Raw genomic sequence first — 22,734 nt, forward strand, 5'->3', positions numbered from 1 at the left:
AATGAGAAACAATAATTGACACTGACTAGAACAAAACTAGAACAAAACGTTGAGTGAGAATAGAGCTAGATGTGATGTGATTGACATAATGTGAATCCTGCGCGATCGCTTCCGGCAGCAGTGGACTGTAAGCCGCAATTGCGTTTGCTGATCAACCCAAGCGATCGCAAACCTTTGAAGAAAAGTCTCGCCTTGACTATGAAATAGCGATCGCACTTATTTGCTAGAAGGCTGCGTAGACGCGTTGGTGTGAGCGCAGCGCTCTTCGACGTAAGAGCGTCAGTCTTCTCCTATTGCAAAGCAGAACTTGAACAGTAAAGTAGCAGCTTGTTATTAAACATCACATGGGTTTGTGTAAATTGTTGTACTGAAACACAACATTACCGTGATCATCACTGTAGCATTTGTCACTCTAAGTCAGTGCCATTTGAGCAGTATCAAGACATGGATATTATGTAGGGTTGCAATCCGTTATATTTGACTGGTAGAAGATTTACGTATTGAATTGTAAAAATTAAAACGCTAAATATAGAATCTGTTTCATTTAGTCAACTTTGATACTTTTCTAAATATGTAACAAGCATTCTCACATCATCAGCATACAAGCGCTGAACTTGGTGTGATTTGTATTACTAGTGAAATGTAATAACGATCATTTACGCTGGAATTGAGGCGTTTATATCATTTATTGGGTATTAACTTGCTATGTATGCGATATGTAGCTTGCAGATAAGTCTAATACTACACATTTCCTAAACGTGATTGATTGAGTGAATCATGAGTAAAAAATGGGCTGTGAAAAGACTTACGGTAAATCTTACCTCCAGTGAGGTGGAGAAACTGGAAAACTACTGTGCCTTGACAGGAAGACCAGCAACCGATGTAATTCGAGAATTGATCCGTTCTCTTCTGGCTGATAGCAAGGAAGCATCTGATGTAGCAAATAATAACCAGGAGAAAAACGCAACTGTTGCAGCTTGAGGTTAGAACTGGTTTTTAGACATCAGACCGACAAGTAGCTGAGATAGACACTGCACTATTAACATACTATCAAATCATTTGAAGTATTGCTGTTAGCTGTGGTGGTAAGGTGTTGTTCCCACAAGTTGTACCAGTTTCATATTGGACAAAAGCTCTAAGTTCTCTATCAAACTCGTTTGCATTCTTGCTACTTTCCGATTTTAATGCACATTCTTATAGGCATGATTGCTGAGAACATACATACAAGCTAGTGTGTGCGTTATTATCGTTGGAAAATAATTACTAAGTACTCGCTATCATAACGCACCCTTGTATTTTAAGTTCAAAACGTCGTGCTGAACGAAGCGATAGCGCAGTGTAGACGCGTACTGCAAAGCAGAACTCAAAGAGTAGAGTAGCGGCTTCCGGCAGGGTAGCATCTCAACAAACCACGAGAAATTGCCATTCTTCTCCTGTAGTCAAAGCTGCGCGTAGCTTTCTTCTTTGAAGGAGTAAGCTCTAACTCGTTTCGCTTGAAATAACAAATTACACCTTTGGCTCACTTCAGCGACATCCTTTAATATTCGTGTTGGATAAAGTAATTGAATAATTACTTTTTGTAGTTACCTCAAATTAGATTGTCATATTATCGCCTTCTTGCTGATTAATAATTAATCGCAAAATTGATAATCCTAAAATTATTAAAAATAAAACAAGTCCAATTGTACAAGCATAGCTAATTTCCAAGTTACTAAAAGCTTGCTCATATAGATAATAAACAATTGTTTTAGAATTATTGAGTGGTTGCCCTTGAGTCATGATGTAGACTTCTTCAAACACCTTAGTAGCTGAAATAGCTGAAATCACTGCTACTAGTGCTAGATAAGGCTTCATCAATGGTATGGTCATGTCCCAGTGTTTGCGGATACCATCTGAACCATCAATTGCTGCGGCTTCATACACATCACCAGGAATTGATTGCAAACCTGCTAAATAAATCACCATGTAGTAGCCTAGTCCTTTCCAAACAGTAACAGCCATGACGCTAGCAAGGGAAATTGGCACTATACCAAAAAGTTTAATTGGTGGATTATCAGTTAACCAAGGAATTCCTTCGGGGAAAAGACCCACAAGTTTAAGGATTTGATTGAGTAAACCGTTTTCTGCATACAACCAATTCCAAGCTATCCCTGCAACTACTGTTGAAATTACTACAGGGGTGTAGTATGCCGCTCTAAACCAATTTATACCCCGCAGTTTCTGATTGACTAAAATTGCTAACCATAAAGGAGCTATCACCAGAATCGGTACTACACCTAAAAGATAGAGAAAAGTGTTTTTCAATGTTTTCCAAAAAACTGCGTCTTTCCACAGGCGCAGAAAGTTGGCAAAACCTATCCATTGCGGTGGTTGGGAGATATCTTCGTAACTGGTAAAGCTGAGATAAAACGCTTGTAGTGCAGGCCAAAAGACGGTTAACCCCAAAATCACCAAAGCAGGTAACAAGAATAAATAAGGAGTTAGTCGTTGTTTGATCAGCATCCAATCTTTAGGCGTTAATTGATTCATAGGGGCTTTTTGAGTTGAATTAGCAGCTTGATTCCCTGATTACGATGAATACAAGCCAGAAAAACTAACTAATACTACACGAAGATGTGCTGTTGATGACTATTGACGCAAGTTCTGGGCTTTTTGCTGGACATAATGCGCTTTGGAATTGCCTTAAGGCTAGATTTTCAACATCCATCATTTTTATCTATCGTTTTAAAAAGAAAGAATATTTGCTCCTATCGGTGATGCAGCGTACATTAAAAGTCATCAGGAAAAACACAGACACAAATGACGCCAACAGGTGCAAGATGAATCCAGTAGAAACAGTATCATCCAACAAAGAAGTAGCTCAAAAGCCCCATATTGTGGAAATACAGCAATCAGCAACGCCAAATCTCTCCACTGAATTGACTTCTGGGCAGCGCCTTGCTGATAAATTAGCAAGTCATGTGGGTTCTTGGAAATTTCTCATTTGCCAAAGCACCGTTTTGGCAGGATGGGTTGGAATGAATTTAATGCCTGGGGTTCCCCACTGGGATGAATCACCGTTCATCATGCTCAACTTGGTGTTTTCATTTGCTTCAGCCTACACTGCTCCCATCGTTTTGATGAGCCAGAATCGCCAGTCTGATACAGATCGCAGAAACGCTGAAATTGACCACCAAGTCAATCGCAGAGCTGGACAAAATATTGAACTGCTACATGAAAAATTGGATAAATTACACTCTCAACAGTTAGCAGAACTGACCCAAATTGTCAAAGAACAGCAGCAAATTATTAATGAACTGAGAGTAAGTTTAGTGCCTGCTGCGAAAGATAATAAAGATATTAAAGTCAGTCTCTTGCCAGGACTTCACCTCCAAACTAACAGCAAATTTGCCAAGGAAACTTCCGTTAATAAATCTTTTACTGTTGACCAACCACTTAGCGATAATAACAAAGTTGTTGAGAAACTGACTAGTAAATAAGAATGAAATACAAGTGCTTTTTCTCACTTCATATTCAGAAAATTTGTGAAAAATGCTTTTGATGAATTCAAAGTATACAAATGAAGAAAGAATCAAGAATTGTATGAATGATTTAGGATTGCCAGAGAAGTATTTATCAAGCTTTTTTTTATGCATGTCTTAATTACGAATTACGAATTACGAATTACGAATTAATTTATCCCCAGCAAGCATAGCCTATTAGTTGAATTGGAGATGCTACACCTACCTCCACGCTGGGATCAAGTAGCAGCTTACCACCAAGGATTTGCAGACATAAACAGACGCTCTTGTTAGACAACACCAGCGTGAAGATTGAGGAGAAATAGGAATGAACGAACTCGTCACCGCAATTACTACCGGAATCACAGCTTTTACAGCCACAAATCTGGATGATTTAGTTATCCTGACGCTGTTATTCTCTCAGGTAGATGCAAGTTTCCGTCGTCGGCACATCGTCATTGGTCAGTACTTAGGCTTCTGTACTCTAGTGATTGCCAGCTTAGTTGGTTTTCTGGGAGGCTTAGTATTGCCATCTAATTGGATTGGTCTTCTGGGTTTGGTGCCGATCACCATCGGACTAAATCGTCTGTTGAATCCAGAAAACGATTCTGACTCCGAGACACAGACAGAAACCGAGTTTTCACATTCCTCAGCTTTCGCTGGTTTTTTATCTCCCCAAGCTTATAGTGTGGCGGCTATTACCATCGCCAATGGCAGTGATAATGTAGGTATCTATATGCCATTATTTGCCAACACTGCCCTGCCTAATTTGCTGGTAATTATTGCAGTATTTCTGTTACTGGTTGGCGTTTGGTGTTATATGACATACAGATTTACTTGTCAGTCTGCGATCGCTAATTTACTAACTCGCTACGGCAACGGTATTGTGCCCTTTGTGTTGATCGGCTTGGGTGTGTTTATTATCCTAGACAGTGCCTCGTTAACTCCAATCGCTTTGGTCGCTAGCTGTCTGTGTTTAATCGGAGCCGTCAAACTGTATGGAATGAATGGTCAAACAACAATATCTTAAGGCGTTGACTTTCCACAATAATCATTCAATAATATCTGCGAGGTTGTTTGAGAACAAAGCTACAAGAATCCATACAAACTGTCTCGTCTAAAAAGTTTGCTCAATTGAAAATATTTTGTCATCCTCAAAAGGAGAAGTCATGAAACTCTTTAAAATTGGTCTAGTTGCTTTAGTACTAATGTTGAATTTGGTAGTTGCTCAGCCTTCTTGGGCAAGCAAACCAAATCTACTTACTAGTCCTGATTACACTGAAGTAACTCAAGCGATTGATAACCTGTTGCAAATCAAAAATACACCCGATCAAACTGAATATACGCCCGAAGAGATTGAAAAACAACTAGGTGAATTGAAGCTACAAAAATATATTTTACAAACAGCAAGAAGCTGGGCACAGTGTCTTAATCAGACTGGTAAGACTTTAGCTATCTATGCTCATAAACCCAAAAAAGTACTTCAAGGAAATAGCCTTTACTTCTTAGGAAATGGTCAAATTACAGAGAATGAATGGGACTGTGATGGCGTTTACCTACCAAGTGGCACTAAGATAGCTGGTATCGCTGGTGCTGACGCTCAAGGACAAGAACTAGCAGAACCCTTGGCTATTAAGGTGGTGGATGGAACTCAGTTAGTAGCTACAACTAATCCTCAAACTGGCGCACTTGAATTCAATGTTGCTCCTGCAAAAGTGTACAAAGCAGGTGATGTTAACTGGTCGATCCCCACTTTGACACAAGCTGATATTGATGCGGCAATTCCTAACGCGCCAATTGAAGATTAATATCAATTTAAGTTGAAGAATTAAAACCCTTTCCTAGTTGTTGGGAAGGGTTTTTATGTTAATAAAGTCGGCTAGATCTGGTGAATAAAGATTTTTTTGTCTCACGCAAAGACGCAAAGACGCAAAGAGTTTTTAAAGCTGATTTTCGTAAAATAGAAAGGCTTGAGATTACACGGCAGAAATCGCACAAACTTGTAAGCCGACGGGAGTTTGAATAATCACGGATTCTACACCGAAGACTTGGGCGATCGCTTGGGGTGTTAGTACTTGTTCCGGTGTACCAACTTCCCAAAGATGACCTTGTTTTAGTAAGGCAATACGGGAGCTATATCGGGCTGCTAGATTCAGTTCGTGTAAAACGGTGATGATGGTTAATTCTTGTTGTTGGTTCAGGTTTTTGAGTAATTCTAGGAGTTGTAGTTGATAGTTGATATCTAAATAAGTTGTGGGTTCATCTAATAGTAATACTTTTGGTTCTTGGGCTAAGGCTAAAGCTAAAAAAGCCCGTTGACGTTCACCACCTGAAAGTTGTTCGACTAAGCGATCGCTAAATTTTTCTAGTTGTGTTTTATGAATTGCAGCTTCAACTTTTCGCCAATCTTCTACGGTTAATTCCCATTGCCACCAAGCCTGATGTGGTGTGCGTCCTAAACTCACTAATTGTCGTACTGTTAACCCCACAGGAATTGTTTGTTGTTGCGGTAACAAAGCTAATTTCTGTGCAACTAAATTTGGGGGTTGAGAGTGAATAGCTTTACCATCAAGTAGTACTGTTCCCTGTTGCGGAGAGAGAATGCGACTCAGCAACTTAAGCAATGTAGACTTACCAGAACCATTAGCACCTACTAAACTCAACCATTCTCCTGTTTGCAGAGTGAGGTTAATATTTTGGACAATTGGCAAAGTTGTATAACCGCCTGTGAGATTTTGTAGTTCAAGTGGCATTTTTAACAATTAACACTAATTCGTAATTCGTAATTAAGAAAGTCAGATTAAATCTGAGTTTTTTAGCTTGATCTGTAGCTTTATATTGAAGAATTGGTATAACTCTTAACTCTTAACTCCTAACTCTTAACTCCTAACTCTTAACTCCTAACTCAGCACTCAGCACTATCAAGACTTACCCATCCCAGCAGAACGGCGATAAAGTAACCAGATGAACAAAGGTGAACCTAGCAAGGCGGTGACGGAACCTACTGGAAGTTCTACTGATCCCAATCTAGAGAGTAAATCTGCAAAGGTAAGCAACCATGCACCTGCAAGTGCTGAAAGTGGCAAAACAAAGCGGTGGTCTGTACCGACAATCAGGCGGACACCGTGGGGAACCACAAGCCCGACAAATCCAATTAAGCCACTGATGCTAACTGCACCTGCGGCTAATAAGGTGGCGACACCGCCAATTAAAAGACGCGATCGCGTTAATGATACTCCCAACCCCACGGCTAAATCATCTCCCAAGGCTAAAACATTCACTGACCGCGCCAGCAACCACCCCCCGAATAAGGCAACAATAATATAAGGGCCAGCTGTGGAAACTTCTTTCCAACCTCGCCCGTTCAAGCTACCAACCAGCCAACTCAGGGCAATTTGAATTTGACCGTCTTCGGCTAGTAAAAGCAATGTACTCTGTACAGCACCTAATAAAGAACTTACTGCTACTCCGCCTAAAATTAACCGTTCAATGGAGACTCCCGAACCTGCACGACCGAGCAAAATCACAATGGCTGATGTCAAAATTGCTCCTATCCACGCTGCTAGGGGGATCGCTATTGGCAATATTTGCAAAACGATCATCAGGATAACAATGAGTCCTGCACCAGCTGAAATACCCAAAATAAAAGGATCGGCAAGACTATTGCGTAACATTCCTTGCAGCAGTGCGCCCGACATTCCCAAGGCTGCACCGACAATCATCGCAGCGGTAATACGCGGGAGACGTAAATCCCAGAGAATGATCTGTTTAACCGTATCACCTTTGTGCAGCATTGCTTGCCACAATTCAGGGAAACTCAGAGGTACTGCTCCTTGAGAAAGAGAAAGTGCTAAGGTTACCACCATTGCTGTACTCAGAAGTACAATAGCCCAGAATACGCGGTGCTTGGTAAAAACTGTCTGCAATTGCCTACTCACATCAAGCTAAATTCAGGAGTTCAGTTAGGCAACAGGATGCTTTGTGCGATCGCTGTAGTGCCATCTTCAATGCTAATACGTTCTCATCAGGCTTGATGCTTTCTAAATATCTCTAATACAACGTGAGTTCGATAAACCTCTCCCCAACCCCTCTCCGACGCAAAGAGGTGGCTCTAACATTCTTGATAAAGAACGAAAAATTAAGGTTTTTAAGCCTCTCCCCTAAAAGGGGAGAGGTTTGGAGAGGGGTCTTTTAAATCTGTCGAACTCACGTTAATACAACAAGCCGAGAGTTATTCTTCTTATTTGCCTCAGCTTCTCCATTGCCCCCAACCCCAGAAGATGCCCTAAAGCCCTCTGTTCCCTCATTCCGTCATTCTCTTTTCTTTGCTGTTGAGTGTAAAGCTATACATTAAACAGTGTTCAATGTCAAGTTAATTTCATATCGATTATATAAAACTTACTAATATTTTTTATTATTAATTATTCACTTCAGCAATCTTACTTGTAATTAATGATTGCTGTGGTAATGGTAAATTGATATGTAGACTTAACTAAACTTTAACTAGTTATCTAAGAAATAACTGTTTAAAAAAATGCATATTTATGCATTATCTATTTCAAGGGTTGCCATGAAATTCATGTAGCCATTGATGACAAATTGTGCTGTTGTGAGGAGACACCGTGAAAGTAAATCTACTAGCTTCTGTTAGTGGAGTAAGTTTGCTATACTTACTCGCAGGATTATTGCCTGTACAAGCAACACCAAGGGTTGAAAAAACCCAAGCTCTAAAATTGTCGGAAAAGAGCGCTGTTTTTACAACTAATAATAGTTATGAAACAAGCAATAATAATTCCAACAAGCTTTTTGGCAACACAGAATTAATAGCATCATCAACTGAAAGCAAAAACCAAGATTCTCTCAGTGCTAATAATCAGCAAGAAAGTACTGACTTGACAGTATTTGCTTCTGATGATTCCTCATCTCCAACTACTTCCGAGTCTTCAAGCTCATTGGCGCAAGTAACATCAGTATCGCAACTCTCGGATGTGCAGCCAACAGATTGGGCTTTTCAAGCATTACAATCTTTAGTTGAACGCTACGGTTGTATAGCTGGGTATCCAAGCGGTGTTTATCGTGGTAACCGTGCCATGACTCGCTATGAATTTGCTGCTGGTTTGAATGCCTGCTTAGATCGGGTCAACGAGCTAATTGCTACAGCAACCGGTGATTTGGTAAAAAAAGAAGATTTAACCACCTTGCAAAAACTGCAAGAAGAATTTTCTGCTGAATTAGCAACCCTGCGGGGTCGGGTGGACAGTTTGGAAGCGCGGACAGCCGAATTAGAGGCGAATCAGTTTTCCACAACTACCAAACTCAATGGTGAAGTAATTATCTCAGCGATCGGTGCCACGGGTGGCGCTCGAGGTGGTAACGACCCCAACATCATCCTGGTAAACCGTGTGCGGTTAAATCTCAACACCAGCTTTACAGGCAAAGACTTACTCATCACTGGGTTGCAAGCTTACAATTTCTTGGGTGGCGTGACTGGTGAAGGTAGCCTGCAAAATAGTTTGGGATTATCATCAGATTTACTTAGTGCTAGCAGTGCCCGTACTAGCTTTGAACCTCAATTTCCTGGGGTTGATGCCAAAACTTTGTCAGGAATCAATCCTAATTCTCTTCAGCTTTACAAACTGCTTTACATTTTTCCAGTCGCAGATAAATTAACATTATTTGCTGGAACTGCTGCTGAAGTATCAGATGCTTTTCCTGCCATCACTCCTTTTTATGGAGAAGGACAAGAGTCAATTTCTCGCTTTGCTAGTTTGAACCCTGTGGTACGCGTCTCCGGTGGTACTTCTGGTTATGGTTTAGCATCTGCTGCTGGCTTTATTTTTCAGATTTCCCCACAACTGGATTTGAGGGCTTTGTACGGCAGCGCAAATGCTAACATTCCTCAACGAGGTGCTGATATTCAGCCAGGAGTTTCTGGTACACCCTTGGGTTCAGGTGTATTTGGAGGTAGTAGCGTAGTAGCAGCGCAATTGACTTTTAAACCAACCAGTTCCATAGATATTGGTCTGAACTATGCCAACAGTTATCACGAGATCAACATTTTGGGGACAGGATTAAGCAGTAGTGACATCGGCTCCTTGGTAGGCCAAGGTCTTAATTTGGGAACACCTGTAAAACTGAACTCCGTTGGCGGGACTGTAACCTGGAGATTTTCCCCAAAGATTGCTTTTTCTGGCTATGGTGCAGCCTTTTTTGTGGATGATGCTTCTGGTGCTGTTGACGCTTCCACTACCTTCACCAGTTGGATGGTAGGTCTTCATTTCAACGATTTACTCAAACAGGGGAACAACGCTGGGATTATTTTTGGACAACCACTTTATCGCACCGATGCCAGTGGTCAGGCTCAGCTTGCGCCTGCGAATACAAATAGAGCCGTTCCTTACCATCTGGAAGCTTACTATCGCTTTAAGGTAAGTGACAATATCAGCATTACTCCGGGCGCATTTGTCCTGTTTAATCCTGAAGGTAACAGCAATAACGATACAACAACTGTAGGTGTACTCCGTACCACCTTCACTTTCTAAACCAGGGGAGTTAAGAGTTAGGAGTGCTGAGTTAGGAGTTAGGAGTTAGGAGTTATTTCTCCCCCATCTCCCCATCTCCCTTGCTCCCCTGCTCCCTATCTCCCCTGCTCCCCTGCTCTCATTTCCGCCGTTCTTGCAACTTGCGATAAACTGCTTTGATATCAACTTGATGATGGGCTAAAGCTACGAGGGTATGGTATAGCAAGTCTGCCACTTCGCCTGCAATCGAGTCTGGCTCATCATCCTTAAAAGCCATTACCACTTCAGCAGTTTCTTCACCTAGCTTTTTCAAAATCTTGTTGTCACCACCCGCCAGTAACTTACAGGTGTAGGAACTTTCTGTTGGGTTGTCACGGCGATCGCATATTACCTGAAACAATTGCGACAAAGTATCCCCTGGTGGTGGGGCAATTTTTCCTTCTATTTGATGAAAACAACTGCGTTCACCAGTGTGGCAAGCAATATCTCCCACTTGCTCTACCCCAATCAGTAGTGCATCACTGTCACAGTCATAACGGATACTCTGCACTTTCTGAATATGTCCAGAAGTCGCCCCCTTATGCCACAACTCTTCACGGGAACGACTCCAAAAAACAGTTTCTCCGGTTTCCAAAGTCTTTTGTAATGACTCCTGATTCATCCACGCCATCATCAAGACAGTGCCGTCGAGATAATCCTGAATAATTGCTGGCACCAGACCCCGTTCATCGTAGCGAATTTTTTCAACAGGGATACTGTGGTGCAATGAATGCAGGTGAGTAGAAAACATACCAGCTAATTTGCTCTAATGAGAATGATTCTTTCATTTCACGATACCACTCTAAATAGGGCATCTGGGATGATTTTTGCAAAACAACCTATTTTTCAGTACAGCCCTACCAAAATGAAAGATAGGCTGCACAATAGGGTACTACCTGGGAATACAAAGTTTTTTAATTTTTAATTCCGCTTAGTCGCACTAGCCCCACACAAAAACGCTCTTGTCCATCGCAGACTGCATTTTTACAGCACTCAAAGCAACTTTGTGAGCCTTTGATGCTTCACCATACCAATCTATAGCTGAGTTAAAAGCTGCCCGGTAAAGATCCTGGTATGCCTCAGATAATCGAGTCCGAATCTCTAAAGGCAAGTCTTCATTAGACTTGTATAACATTTTTTATTTTCCTGGTTCCGCTAATTTTATAAGATAAAAGTTTTGAGTAGTTTTTAACCCTATCCTAAGATAGAGCTTTAGATAGAGCTTTTTTATTGCCCACTATTAGGAGAGAGCCTTGGTAAATACCACGATTAAAACAACAAAATCACAAGAAATTTTCACCGCAGCCCAGAATCTTATGCCAGGAGGAGTTAGTTCTCCGGTTCGTGCTTTTAAATCTGTGGGCGGACAACCGATAGTTTTCGATCGCGTTAACGGCGCATACATTTGGGATGTAGATGGCAACAAATACATCGACTATGTGGGCAGTTGGGGGCCAGCTATTTGTGGTCACGCTCATCCAGAAGTCATTGCTGCATTACATGAAGCCCTAGAAAAAGGCACTAGTTTTGGTGCGCCTTCAGTCCTAGAAAATATCTTGGCAGAAATGGTTATCGGTGCCGTTAAGAGTATCGAAATGGTAAGATTTGTAAATTCTGGGACTGAAGCTTGTATGGCAGTCTTGCGGCTGATGCGGGCTTTCACCCAACGGGAGAAAGTCATCAAGTTTGAAGGCTGCTACCACGGACACGCTGATATGTTCTTGGTTAAAGCAGGCTCTGGTGTTGCCACACTCGGCTTACCTGATTCACCGGGAGTGCCGAAATCAGCAACTAGCAGCACACTAACCGCGCCTTACAACGACTTGGAAGCCGTCAAAGCCCTGTTTGAAGAGAACCGCGACGAAATTGCAGGTGTCATTCTTGAGCCAGTAGTCGGTAACGCTGGGTTTATTCCTCCCGATGCTGGTTTTCTAGAAGGTTTACGTGAGCTTACCCACGAGCATGGGGCCTTACTCGTATTTGACGAAGTAATGACCGGTTTCCGCATTGCCTACGGTGGCGCTCAAGAAAAATTTGGCATCACACCTGATTTGACGACTTTAGGCAAAGTAATCGGTGGCGGTTTGCCAGTGGGAGCCTATGGCGGTCGTCGGGATATCATGTCAATGATTGCTCCTGCTGGCCCTGTGTATCAAGCTGGGACTCTTTCAGGTAATCCTCTAGCGATGACTGCTGGTATTAAAACGCTGGAATTGCTGCAAAAGCCTGGTAATTACGAGTATCTTGACCGGATTACTAAGAAGTTAGCAGACGGTTTGTTGCAAATTGCTCAAGAAACTGGTCATGCTGCCTGTGGCGGTCAGATCAGCGCCATGTTCGGCTTATTCTTCACTTCTGGCCCCGTCCATAACTACGAAGATGCCAAAAAATCAGATACAGCTAAATTTGGGCGTTTCCATCGCGCTATGTTAGAGCGCGGTATTTACCTAGCGCCTTCTCAGTTTGAGGCTGGATTTACCTCTTTGGCTCACACTGAAGAAGACATTGAGCAGACTCTAGCAGCTGCACGCGATGTATTGTCTAGCCTTTAAAAGGGCTGAGTGCTGAGTGCTGAGTGCTGAGTGCTGAGTGCTAAGTGAGGAGTGCTGAGTGCTGAGTGCTAAGTGAGGAGTGCTGAGTGCTGAGTGCTGAGGAGCCACTGCGTTGCGGAGGTTCCCTCTGTTGTAGCAAGTGGCGTTGCTGAGTTAGGAGTTGTAGGGGCGGGTTTAGCCATAATTCAAGTAGCAACAAGATATGCCGGGTAAACCCACCCCTACAGGAGTTAGGAGTTATTTCTCCCTCATCACCCCATCTTCCCTGCTCCCCTACCCTTTTGTGATCAACCCCGTCCAGTATTTGGACGGGGTTGTTAATTTGATCGCCAGCTACAGCTAGAGTAAGTATAATTTTGAATAGGTTGTGTAAATACTTAATAAGTAAAAATAAAATAATACAACAAATGTTAGTACTGGTGGGCAACAATTAATTTTAGTTTTGTTAGATTCAAATGTAAGAATAGCTGAGATGCCCATTGGAAGACTCAGTATAATAAATCATCTTATTTTGAAAATTAGTTTACGTAACCCTGGTTTTCCTTTAGGAACTCTTCAAAGGATTTCCAGCAAAAATAACCTGGTAAGAGTTGATTTGGAGCTAAATAATTGGAAGAGAGTATAAAACTCTCTATGATTATTCGTGCAGCGAGTTGACAGTGCATGAGCTACTGCTTAAATCCTATCTGTCCAAATCCAGAAAATGTGGCGTATAGCCAAAGGTGCCAGTCTTGTGGCTCACGACTACTGTTACGCGATCGCTATCGGGTAGTCGAACCATTAGGTCAAGGTGGCTTTGGCGCAACTTTCTTAGCCCATGACCAAGCCTTACCAGGAGAACCGAGTTGTGTAATCAAGCAACTACGACCTTCAGGAACTGCGCCACACGTCTTGCAGATGGCGCGAGAACTGTTTGAGCGAGAAGCCAAAACTCTAGGTAAGATTGGCAATCATCCTCAAGTACCGCGATTGCTGGACTATTTTGAAGAGCAAGAACAATTCTATTTAGTTCAGGAATACATTAGCGGCGCTACCTTACAACAAGAGGTGAAAGCTAACGGAATCTTTAGTGAAACCGCAGTCAAGCAATTCTTGAGTGAGATTTTGCCACTACTGCAATACATCCATGAACAAAAGGTAATTCACCGCGATATTAAGCCAGCTAATTTAATTCGCCGTACTCAAGATGCCAGAATGGTACTCATTGACTTTGGTGCTGTCAAAAACCAAGTCACCCAAGCCACAAACAACCAATTTGGCCAGACGGCACTAACTGCATATGCAATTGGTACCCCTGGTTTTGCACCACCAGAGCAAATGGCTATGCGTCCAGTCTACGCTAGTGATATTTACGCATTGGGAGTAACATGCATTTATCTATTAACTGGCAAAACTCCTAAAGATATAGATTACAATCCCACAACCGGCGAGATGATGTGGGAGCGGTTAGTCCATGTCAGTGACCACTTGATTAATGTGCTACGGAAAATGTTAGATGTGTCTGTTCGCAATCGCTACCAGGCAGCCACAGATGTACTGAGAGCTTTAGAGATAGAACCATATCTAGAAAGTTTAGCTAAGGGCTTGTTAGTTAAATCTGATAATCAGGTTAAGGAGCGAACACACAACCAGCACGCAAATTCTGGTGTTTTATGGAGTAATCCTGCTACTGCTGATACTGGTATGGGAGTTGCACAGGTAGCAGCAGCAATTCGAGCCAGACGAGCTAAGCTTACAGAAGCAGCTGGATCAGATCCTAGAGGATTACGTCAGGGAGCTACCGCTGCTAAATCTACGTCTTTGCCTAACAGTAATAGTACTGCTTCACAGCCTCAACAATCTAAAATTGGGCGTAAATTAGATACCCAAACTTTACTCACAGCTTATCTCAAGGGTAGACGAGATTTTGCCCTACACAATTTAAATCTGCTAAACCTCCAAGGTGTTGACTTATCCGAAACCAATTTCCATTCTGCTCAATTGCAAAGTACTAATCTGCAAGGAGCTAATCTCCACAATAGTGACTTTGGTAGAGCCAGTCTGACTAAAGCAAATCTCAAGGACGCTAATTTAAGCAAAGCTTACTTCAACCATGCTGATTTAGAAGGAGCAGACCTCAGAGGAGCAGACCTCAGCCATGCTTATCTCAGCAATGCTAATCTTCGGGGTGCTAATTTGTGTGGTGCTAATCTCAGTGGTGCCAAGATTTCTGATGAACAGCTAGCACTGGCAAAAACTAATTGGATGACAGTACGTCCTAATGGTAAACGAGGATTATTGTGATGTGAGAAATGAAAGTGGAAATTTTACTAAGTAGATGGACATAATTAGATGTCAGATGACAACTAGAAAAACCTGCTCATCACTAGGTTTTTACTTGCTGCCTCCTGCCTTCTGCCTCCTACTTATTGAAATTGAGAAATTGCTACCATAGCAACCTCTTGTGAATACAGCAATTCAAACTGTTGTGTTAATATTTCGGCATTGATCTATTTTGGTGCGATCGCAACTAGCCAGTATGATTTTCTGGAGCTAAGTAGTTCTACTATTGTTGTTTAATTTTGCCAATAAATTTCTTCTAATTAACGTTAAGAATATTTAACAATATTCTTAATAATTGCCATCTGTTAAAAACTTAGTACGATACTTTACAATAAAAAACAAACTAACACATTAATTATTTTATAAACATGTTTGATTATATTTATGGCTTTAAATACTGGTGAAAAATTCTTACTCTAAAGTTGAAAAGTCGAACGCTCACAGCCGCTCAATTGCCCATAGTGATAGCGGCGAGTCAAAAGGCAATTATCCCTGATTATGGGCTGAGATGAGAGATTCACGATGACCGAAATCAGCAAGTCAAATTTATGGAATGTGAAAGAATTAGCGATGATAGCTGAGTCTCAAGATAAGGAATTAAAACGGCGATTAAGTTTATATCAAGTATTCCTGAAGTTGTATGAACACCATAGTACGCTTCTAGATGAAATCCTTCAGCTGGAAAACCCAGATAGCCAGTTAACTCTGGTGAAGGGACATTATCTACAGGGTGTAGTGGATGGTTCTGCTGTGTATGTGAACACTAACTTGTGCAACAATCAGACGCAAGCTTTACGACAACCGCAGCAGATTTGGACAATAGGTCGCGATCGCAACAATGGCATCTACATTGCCGATCAATATCTGTCTCGTCGCCACGCTGCTATTCAATATATTCAGAATCAGGGATTTTACTTAATCGATTTCAAAAGTACCAATGGCTCTTTTGTCAACGGTCAACGCACTTATCAGCCGCAGAAACTCAAAGATGGCGATCGCATCCGCCTAGGCAATATGACTTTTGATTTTTTCTTGAGTTATTCCAGCCGTATTTTACCGACTGTAGCAATGGAGTTACTGATGCAGCTTGCGCCTAGAGTAGATGGTGGTATAGATGAAACACTCAGTGCAGTTGTCAAGTCACAAAAAGCTCGCTCGGAAAATGTAGATAACAATGTAGAGATTTATAGAGAACTCAGCTTAATTAAGAAGTTAGATGATGGACATGGCAGCTTGAATACTCAACAGCAATCAGAAATTTTAGATCGCTTTTTCAAGAGATCAATACCATCTAATACTAATTCGTAATTCGTAATTCGTAATTAATAAATCCATAACACATTTGGGTTTCCGGGTTTGAATGTATTGCTGGATTTTAAAGAATTGGTATAATCCACTTAGAAAAATCTAAATCAAAATACAAAAAGATTACCTCCATTTGGGGTAATCTTTTTACTTAATAGCATTTAAAGACTTGCAAATAACAAATATCCTTTTTATAGTTATTAGTTGCTGACAGTCAACAGTCATCTGTCATCTGTCAACAACTTCAACTCAGATAATATTTCTTGAAGTCTCCTTGATGTTATTCTTCTTCCTCTAATTCCTCTTCTTCCTCTTCATCTTCACTAGTCTTCGCTACGGAGTTAGCAGAAACAACAGCGCCCTTATCTAGCTTTTCACGTACTAGTTGCTTAATTTGTTCAGCAAATTCCGGCTTTTCTTCTAGATATTTGATAGCGTTGTCTCGTCCTTGGGAGATGTTATCACCGTTGTAACTATACCAAGCACCTTTGCGAATAATGATGCCAGTTTCTTCTGCTAAATCTACAAGACAGCCCAAAGTTGAAACTCCCTTGCCAAAAATAATGTCAAATTCTGCCACTCTAAAAGGCGGTGCTACTTTATTTTTAGCAACTTTGACTTTGACACGGTTACCAAATTCATCTGTTCCTTTTTTCAAGGTTTGAATCCGGCGAATGTCTAAGCGTACTGAAGCATAAAACTTCAATGCGTTACCACCAGTTGTAGTTTCTGGGCTACCGTAGGTGACACCAATTTTTTGCCGCAACTGGTTAATAAAAATTACTGTGCAACCAGATTTACCGATATTGCCAGTAATTTTACGTAAAGCTTGGCTCATTAATCGCGCTTGCAGACCAACGTGGGCATCACCCATATCCCCTTCAATTTCAGCGCGGGGAACTAGTGCTGCTACCGAGTCAATAACTACAATATCAACGGCTGCGGAGCGAACAAGCTGATCGACAATTTCCAAAGCCGCTTCGCCTGTGTCAGGCTGGGAAACCAGGAGATTTTCAATATCTACACCCAATGCTGCGGCATAAGTGGGATCAAGGGCGTGTTCAGCATCAACAAAGGCAGCAATACCACCTTCTCGTTGCACTTCTGCGATCGCATGTAGGGCTACTGTAGTTTTACCGGAACTTTCCGGGCCATAAATCTCAATCACCCGTCCCTTGGGTAAACCACCACCCAGCGCCAAATCCAGGGTGAGTGCGCCACTGGAAATCGTCTCCACCCGCATCCGGGTAGCATCGCCTAAGCGCATGATTGCTCCCTTACCGAAGCTACGCTCAATCTGGTTGAGTACCATATTCAGCGCTTTTTGCTTGCCAGAAGTATCGGTGTTGATAGCCATTCCTGCCTCTAAGTATATGGATTTAAGGAGTGTTGGTTTTGGAGTTTTGAGTAGAACAGATATACTATTTTAGCCAGAAAATTCTGCAATATGAATTCTCAAATCAAAAAGAAAGTGTGACAAGATCGTAACCCAATCCCTAGCTGATTGGGGTAGCCTTGCACCATGATAATCCAAACCGTATTGCCTTTACCTTGAGAAGGATATTTAAAACGGATGCTGCCAATTTGGCAGACAAGGGAGGATGTCTGCGGCATGAATCTAGGGTATGGCGATGTTAAACAGTACTCTTGTTCTACTATAAACCAATTAAAGATAGTATTATTAAGGACTGTTTCACAGGAAACTCCCTTTCAGCCAGTTAATATGTCAGACCAACAGCTAGCAGCATCTTTAAATGGGCATGTTCCCCACTCGGGCCAAAATAACCTGAATACCATCCGGATTCGGGGTGCTAGGCAGCATAATCTGAAAAATATTGACTTGGAATTGCCACGCGATCGCTTGATTGTGTTTACTGGCGTTTCTGGTTCGGGTAAGTCTTCCCTGGCGTTTGACACAATTTTCGCTGAAGGGCAACGTCGCTACGTGGAATCCCTCAGCGCTTATGCACGGCAATTTTTAGGACAATTAGATAAGCCGGACGTGGAGGCTATTGAAGGATTAAGTCCGGCGATTTCCATTGATCAAAAGTCTACCTCCCATAACCCGCGTTCGACTGTAGGCACGGTAACGGAAATTTATGACTATCTGCGGCTGTTGTTTGGGCGGGCGGGTGAACCCCATTGTCCCATATGCGATCGCTGTATTTCCCCTCAGACCATTGATGAAATGGTTGATCGCATCATGGAATTACCAGACCGTACCCGTTTTCAAATCCTCGCGCCCGTTGTTCGGGGTAAAAAAGGGACTCACCGCAAGTTATTATCCAGTCTGGCATCCCAAGGTTTTGTACGTGTGCGCGTCGATGGCGAAGTGCGAGAATTGTCAGATTCCATTGAATTGGATAAAAATTTTACTCACACTATTGAAGTGGTAATTGACCGTTTGGTGAAAAAAGCTGGTATTCAGGAGCGTTTAGTCGATTCTCTGTCTACGTGTTTAAAACAGTCGAGTGGTATTGCAAACATAGTTATTAGTCAGTCGTCAGTTGTCAGTAGTGATAATCAACAAGCAACTGACAACCAACAACTGACAACTGACAACGAACAAGAATTAGTATTTTCTGAAAACTTTGCTTGTCCAGAACATGGGGCGGTGATGGAAGAATTATCACCGCGCTTGTTCTCATTTAACTCACCTTATGGTGCTTGTCCCCATTGTCATGGTATTGGGACTTTAAGAAGATTTTCGCCGGATTTGGTGGTACCTGACCCAGAAGCGCCAGTTTATGCTGCGATCGCGCCTTGGTCAGAAAAGGATAATTCATATTATCTGGAATTACTTTACAGTTTAGGCCAGGCTCACGGATTTGAGTTGCAGATTAATTGGAAAAACCTGACAGAGTTACAGCAGCAAATTATTCTGTACGGAGAAAAAGAGGAAGGAAATAAAGCACAAAAAACCCAAAATTATAAAGGTGTAATTCCCATATTGCAACGGCAGTATGATGGTGGTTCGGAATTAATTAAGCAAAAATTAGAGCAGTATTTAATTGACCAGCCCTGTGAAGTATGTCAAGGCAAACGGTTAAAACCGGAAGCTTTAGCGGTGAGATTGGGACAGTATAAAATTTTAGATTTGACTGGGGTATCGATTCGAGATTGTCGGCAGAGAATTGATCAGTTAAAGTTGAGCGATCGCCAGTTTCAAATTGCCGATTTAGTATTGCGAGAAATCAAAGCCAGATTGCAATTTTTGTTGGATGTCGGCTTAGATTATCTCACCCTTGACCGTCCCGCCATGACTCTTTCTGGTGGCGAAGCCCAACGAATTCGTCTAGCAACACAAATTGGTTCTGGCTTAACAGGAGTTCTTTACGTTTTAGATGAACCAAGTATTGGTTTGCATCAACGAGATAATGGCAGGCTACTGAAAACTTTAACTAAATTGCGCGATTTAGGTAATACATTAATTGTGGTTGAGCATGATGAAGAAACCATTCGTGCAGCCAACCACATTGTTGATATTGGGCCTGGTGCAGGAATTCACGGTGGACATATTATTGCTCAAGGTGATTTACAAGCATTATTAACAGCAGAAAAATCCTTGACTGGTGCATATTTATCAGGAAGAAGGGTAATTAATACTCCAGCCGAACGCCGAGAAGGAAATGGGCGAAGTTTAATAATTAAAAACGCTCATCGTAACAATTTAAAAAATATAGATATAGAAATACCACTCGGTAAACTTGTCTCTGTAACTGGTGTTTCTGGTTCTGGGAAATCAACCTTAATTAATGAATTACTTTATCCATCACTGCAACACCATTTAACTAAAAAAGTACCTTTACCCAAAGATTTAGATGCAATACAAGGATTAAGTGCTGTTGATAAAGCAATTGTCATTGACCAATCGCCCATAGGACGCACGCCACGTTCTAACCCTGCAACTTACACAGGCATTTTTGATGCGATTCGGGATGTATTTTCGCAAACAGTGGAAGCGAAAGCCAGAGGTTATAAACCCGGACAATTTTCTTTTAATGTCAAAGGTGGACGTTGCGAAGCTTGTAGTGGACAAGGCGTGAATGTCATTGAAATGAACTTTCTGCCAGATGTTTATGTGCAATGCGAAGTTTGTAAAGGTGCAAGATATAACCGTGAAACTTTGCAAGTTAAATATAAAGATAAGTCTATTTCTGATGTTCTCAACATGACAGTTGAGGAGAGTTTAGAATTTTTTCAAAACATTCCCAAAGCTGTCGCCCGTTTGCAAACTTTATTAGATGTGGGTTTGGGTTATATTCAACTTGGTCAACCTGCAACTACTTTATCTGGTGGGGAAGCACAGCGGGTGAAATTAGCGACAGAATTATCGAGGCGGGCTACAGGTAAGACGCTTTATTTAATAGATGAACCGACGACTGGTTTATCTTTTTATGATGTTCATAAATTGTTGGATGTGTTGCAACGTTTGGTGGATAAAGGTAATTCCATTTTAGTGATTGAACACAATTTAGATGTGATTCGTTGTTCTGATTGGGTGATAGATTTGGGGCCTGAAGGTGGTGATAAAGGGGGAGAAGTCATTGCTGTGGGTACGCCGGAGGAAGTTGCAAAGAATCCCAGGTCATATACTGGGCAATATTTGCAACAGGTATTGCAGCAGTATCCACCACAAGCAACTACTAAAGCAAGTTGATAGTTACGCCAATATGCGATCGCTACTAGACTTCTTGCATAAGTCGGGAAAAGGGGAAGGGGAAAGGGGGAAAGGTTTGGTATTTTCTCTTTCCCCTTTAACCTTTTCCCTTTTCCCAGCTCTTGCAAAAAGCACTTTTGCAAGAGGTCTACTGTACCGTTGCCATAAGTATAGAAAAAGTGAATTTTTCTACATTTCAAGTATTAGTTTGATGTATAATCAGACGATTACCATCGGGGTCGTAGGCGTAAATTTCTCTGCCGTGGGAAGCAATCGATATTTCTCCTGGTGGAGGATAACCTAAGTTAGTCAGGTGTGCGATCGCATCTTCCAAGTTACTCACTTCTAAACACAAACTTAGCTTACTTTTAGCTGAGTTTTCAAATTCTGACTCGTGTATTTTTTTGGGTTGAAAAATACCTAATCGCACACCAGGAAGCTGAAACTCAGCATACACATTTGGTATGAAACTGGCTGGTTTTTTCCCAAGTAAATCGGTATAGAAATTTACTAAATTATCAAATTTAACAGATGCTATGGTAACGAGTGCGTCTTGATAGTCGAAAGCCATACTAAGTAAGCAGGGTAAATCTTTTTCGTTGGAATTAGGCAGGGAATAGGGAGATGGAGGGGATGATAAATAATTCTTCACTCCTGCCTCTTGACAACTGACAGACATTCAAGCTGAAGTATAAAGTATAAAGTATGAAATGACTCTACCTTGATTCTAAAGAGCCAAGTATAAATACCATCAAGTGTGTTTTTTTCACTTTACTTGCTCTTGAGCTATGTAATGATAATTTGCCACTTCATCCTTTATACTTCACACTTTTTTAATCAAACTAACCGATTAATTTTTGCCAGGTTATTCCTCCTACAATCCCATCGGCAAGTAAACCATTCTGTCTTTGAAATGTCTTAATCGCTGCTTCTGTCTGAGGCCCATAGACACCATCAAGTTCAACACCTACACGGTATTGTAGGTATCTAACAACTGTACCGCCAGCATGGTTGAGTCTGATGATACGTTTCGCCAAAATCAAATTAATTGCATTCCATGTGGTTTCCTCAGCCACTCCAGTTGCTTGAATTCCGACAATATTTTGAAATTTTTCTATTGCTGATTTTGTTATCTCGCCCGCGATATTGTCTTCTACCAAAGGTTTACCTGCTTTATCAGTTATTTTTAGTCGATTTAAAGCTTTTTGCAATCTCAGGGTAGTGGTATCTGTATTTTGTTCATCATCTGGGACAGGGGAAACAGGAGTACTAGGCAATTTCCCAGTTAAACCTTTGACGATCGCATTAGCAAGTGCTTCGCTATCATATAGTTTCATATCTTTTGACGAATCGAGGAAGCAATTTTCTATCAGAATCGCAGGCATGTTTGTATTTCTCAAGACAAATAAGTGAGTACCACTCTTAACACCCCTATTAAAAAATCCTAATTTAACGATTTCATCTAATACAGGTTTTGCGATTTTTCTACCAGTCTCACTAGTTGCATATACTTCTGTGCCATTGGCTTGTCCATTAAAGCAATTAAAATGTATTGAAACAAACACTTCCACTCCGCTAGCATTCGCTTTATTGCACCTTTGTGCCAGTGAATCTCTGACTGTGTTAGCTGCATCTGGCTTACATGCTATGACTTCATGCCCCAAATCTTTTAACTTAGCTATAACTTTGTTACCCACCTCTAAGGTGAGATTGTCTTCAAATCTTAGCCCTCTAGCGCCTGTGTCTGGAGGACAATTATGCCCAATATCAATTCCATATCTCATCTGCCAATCCTCAAATTTTTACAATTTTTTTAGGCTTTCCCAGCTTGACAT

General features: G+C 41.5%; 17 protein-coding genes. 9 read left to right on the forward strand and 8 right to left on the reverse strand.

Translation table 11 applies throughout. The features are described from left to right. Positions 1–777 precede the first annotated feature (777 nt). On the forward strand, positions 778–981 hold the full coding sequence (locus I8748_RS33165) for a ribbon-helix-helix protein, CopG family (protein WP_198128720.1): 204 nt from the start codon (positions 778–780) through the stop codon (positions 979–981). 612 nt (positions 982–1,593) lie between these two features. Here the strand turns inward: I8748_RS33165 and I8748_RS33170 are convergent. After that, complete coding sequence (locus I8748_RS33170) at positions 1,594–2,529, reverse strand: carbohydrate ABC transporter permease (RefSeq protein WP_198128721.1); 936 nt, start codon at positions 2,527–2,529, stop codon at positions 1,594–1,596. A gap of 290 nt (positions 2,530–2,819) precedes the next feature. Between I8748_RS33170 and I8748_RS33175 the strand changes: the two genes are divergently transcribed. The 3 genes from I8748_RS33175 (at position 2,820) to I8748_RS33185 (ending at position 5,308) form a co-directional block, all read left to right on the forward strand. Then, on the forward strand, positions 2,820–3,479 hold the full coding sequence (locus tag I8748_RS33175) for a DUF1003 domain-containing protein (protein WP_198128783.1): 660 nt from the start codon (positions 2,820–2,822) through the stop codon (positions 3,477–3,479). Between the two features lie 349 nt (positions 3,480–3,828). After that, positions 3,829–4,530, forward strand: a complete 702-nt coding sequence (locus tag I8748_RS33180; RefSeq protein ID WP_198128722.1) for a cadmium resistance transporter — start codon at positions 3,829–3,831, stop codon at positions 4,528–4,530. Between the two features lie 139 nt (positions 4,531–4,669). Beyond that, on the forward strand, positions 4,670–5,308 hold the full coding sequence (locus I8748_RS33185; protein WP_198128723.1) for a hypothetical protein: 639 nt from the start codon (positions 4,670–4,672) through the stop codon (positions 5,306–5,308). Positions 5,309–5,476: 168 nt separating this feature from the next. Here the strand turns inward: I8748_RS33185 and I8748_RS33190 are convergent, their stop codons facing one another. Together I8748_RS33190 and I8748_RS33195 are read right to left on the reverse strand one after the other, a co-directional pair. Then, complete coding sequence (locus I8748_RS33190) at positions 5,477–6,253, reverse strand: ABC transporter ATP-binding protein (protein ID WP_198128724.1); 777 nt, start codon at positions 6,251–6,253, stop codon at positions 5,477–5,479. Between the two features lie 168 nt (positions 6,254–6,421). After that, positions 6,422–7,366: a FecCD family ABC transporter permease gene (locus tag I8748_RS33195; protein WP_225896632.1), complete on the reverse strand. Its 945-nt coding sequence runs from the start codon at positions 7,364–7,366 to the stop codon at positions 6,422–6,424. A 756-nt stretch (positions 7,367–8,122) separates the two neighbouring features. Between I8748_RS33195 and I8748_RS33200 the strand changes: the two genes are divergently transcribed. After that, positions 8,123–10,042, forward strand: a complete 1,920-nt coding sequence (locus tag I8748_RS33200; RefSeq protein WP_198128725.1) for an iron uptake porin — start codon at positions 8,123–8,125, stop codon at positions 10,040–10,042. Between the two features lie 118 nt (positions 10,043–10,160). On the opposite strand, the gene hisIE is transcribed toward I8748_RS33200, so the two are convergent. Continuing rightward, positions 10,161–10,811 carry a bifunctional phosphoribosyl-AMP cyclohydrolase/phosphoribosyl-ATP diphosphatase HisIE gene (gene hisIE, locus I8748_RS33205; RefSeq protein WP_198128726.1) on the reverse strand — a complete coding sequence of 217 codons (651 nt, stop codon included), beginning with the start codon at positions 10,809–10,811 and terminating at the stop codon, positions 10,161–10,163. Positions 10,812–11,000: 189 nt separating this feature from the next. Continuing rightward, the gene (locus I8748_RS33210; protein WP_198128727.1) at positions 11,001–11,195 is read right to left on the reverse strand and encodes a ChaB family protein; all 195 of its coding nucleotides are present in this window, start codon (positions 11,193–11,195) and stop codon (positions 11,001–11,003) included. A gap of 118 nt (positions 11,196–11,313) precedes the next feature. On the opposite strand from I8748_RS33210, the gene hemL reads away from it, so the two are divergent. The 3 genes from hemL (at position 11,314) to I8748_RS33225 (ending at position 16,242) form a co-directional block, all read left to right on the forward strand. Beyond that, on the forward strand, positions 11,314–12,612 hold the full coding sequence (gene hemL / locus I8748_RS33215) for a glutamate-1-semialdehyde 2,1-aminomutase (protein WP_198128728.1): 1,299 nt from the start codon (positions 11,314–11,316) through the stop codon (positions 12,610–12,612). A 663-nt stretch (positions 12,613–13,275) separates the two neighbouring features. Further along, positions 13,276–14,895 (forward strand): serine/threonine-protein kinase, encoded by a 1,620-nt coding sequence (locus I8748_RS33220; protein WP_198128729.1) that lies wholly within the window; start codon positions 13,276–13,278, stop codon positions 14,893–14,895. A 561-nt stretch (positions 14,896–15,456) separates the two neighbouring features. Continuing rightward, positions 15,457–16,242 (forward strand): FHA domain-containing protein, encoded by a 786-nt coding sequence (locus tag I8748_RS33225; RefSeq protein WP_225896633.1) that lies wholly within the window; start codon positions 15,457–15,459, stop codon positions 16,240–16,242. A 277-nt stretch (positions 16,243–16,519) separates the two neighbouring features. On the opposite strand, the gene recA is transcribed toward I8748_RS33225, so the two are convergent. Then, positions 16,520–17,596 carry a recombinase RecA gene (gene recA, locus I8748_RS33230; protein WP_198128730.1) on the reverse strand — a complete coding sequence of 359 codons (1,077 nt, stop codon included), beginning with the start codon at positions 17,594–17,596 and terminating at the stop codon, positions 16,520–16,522. A 366-nt stretch (positions 17,597–17,962) separates the two neighbouring features. On the opposite strand from recA, the gene uvrA reads away from it, so the two are divergent. Beyond that, the gene (uvrA, locus tag I8748_RS33235) at positions 17,963–20,899 is read left to right on the forward strand and encodes an excinuclease ABC subunit UvrA (RefSeq protein ID WP_198128786.1); all 2,937 of its coding nucleotides are present in this window, start codon (positions 17,963–17,965) and stop codon (positions 20,897–20,899) included. Positions 20,900–21,095: 196 nt separating this feature from the next. Here the strand turns inward: uvrA and I8748_RS33240 are convergent, their stop codons facing one another. Both I8748_RS33240 and I8748_RS33245 read right to left on the reverse strand, forming a co-directional pair. Next, on the reverse strand, positions 21,096–21,470 hold the full coding sequence (locus tag I8748_RS33240; RefSeq protein WP_198128787.1) for a VOC family protein: 375 nt from the start codon (positions 21,468–21,470) through the stop codon (positions 21,096–21,098). A gap of 271 nt (positions 21,471–21,741) precedes the next feature. After that, positions 21,742–22,683: an N-acetylmuramoyl-L-alanine amidase gene (locus I8748_RS33245; protein ID WP_198128731.1), complete on the reverse strand. Its 942-nt coding sequence runs from the start codon at positions 22,681–22,683 to the stop codon at positions 21,742–21,744. Positions 22,684–22,734: the final 51 nt, after the last annotated feature.

The organism is Amazonocrinis nigriterrae CENA67 (assembly GCF_016056305.1).
GTDB classification, from domain to species: Bacteria; Cyanobacteriota; Cyanobacteriia; order Cyanobacteriales; family Nostocaceae; genus Amazonocrinis; species Amazonocrinis nigriterrae.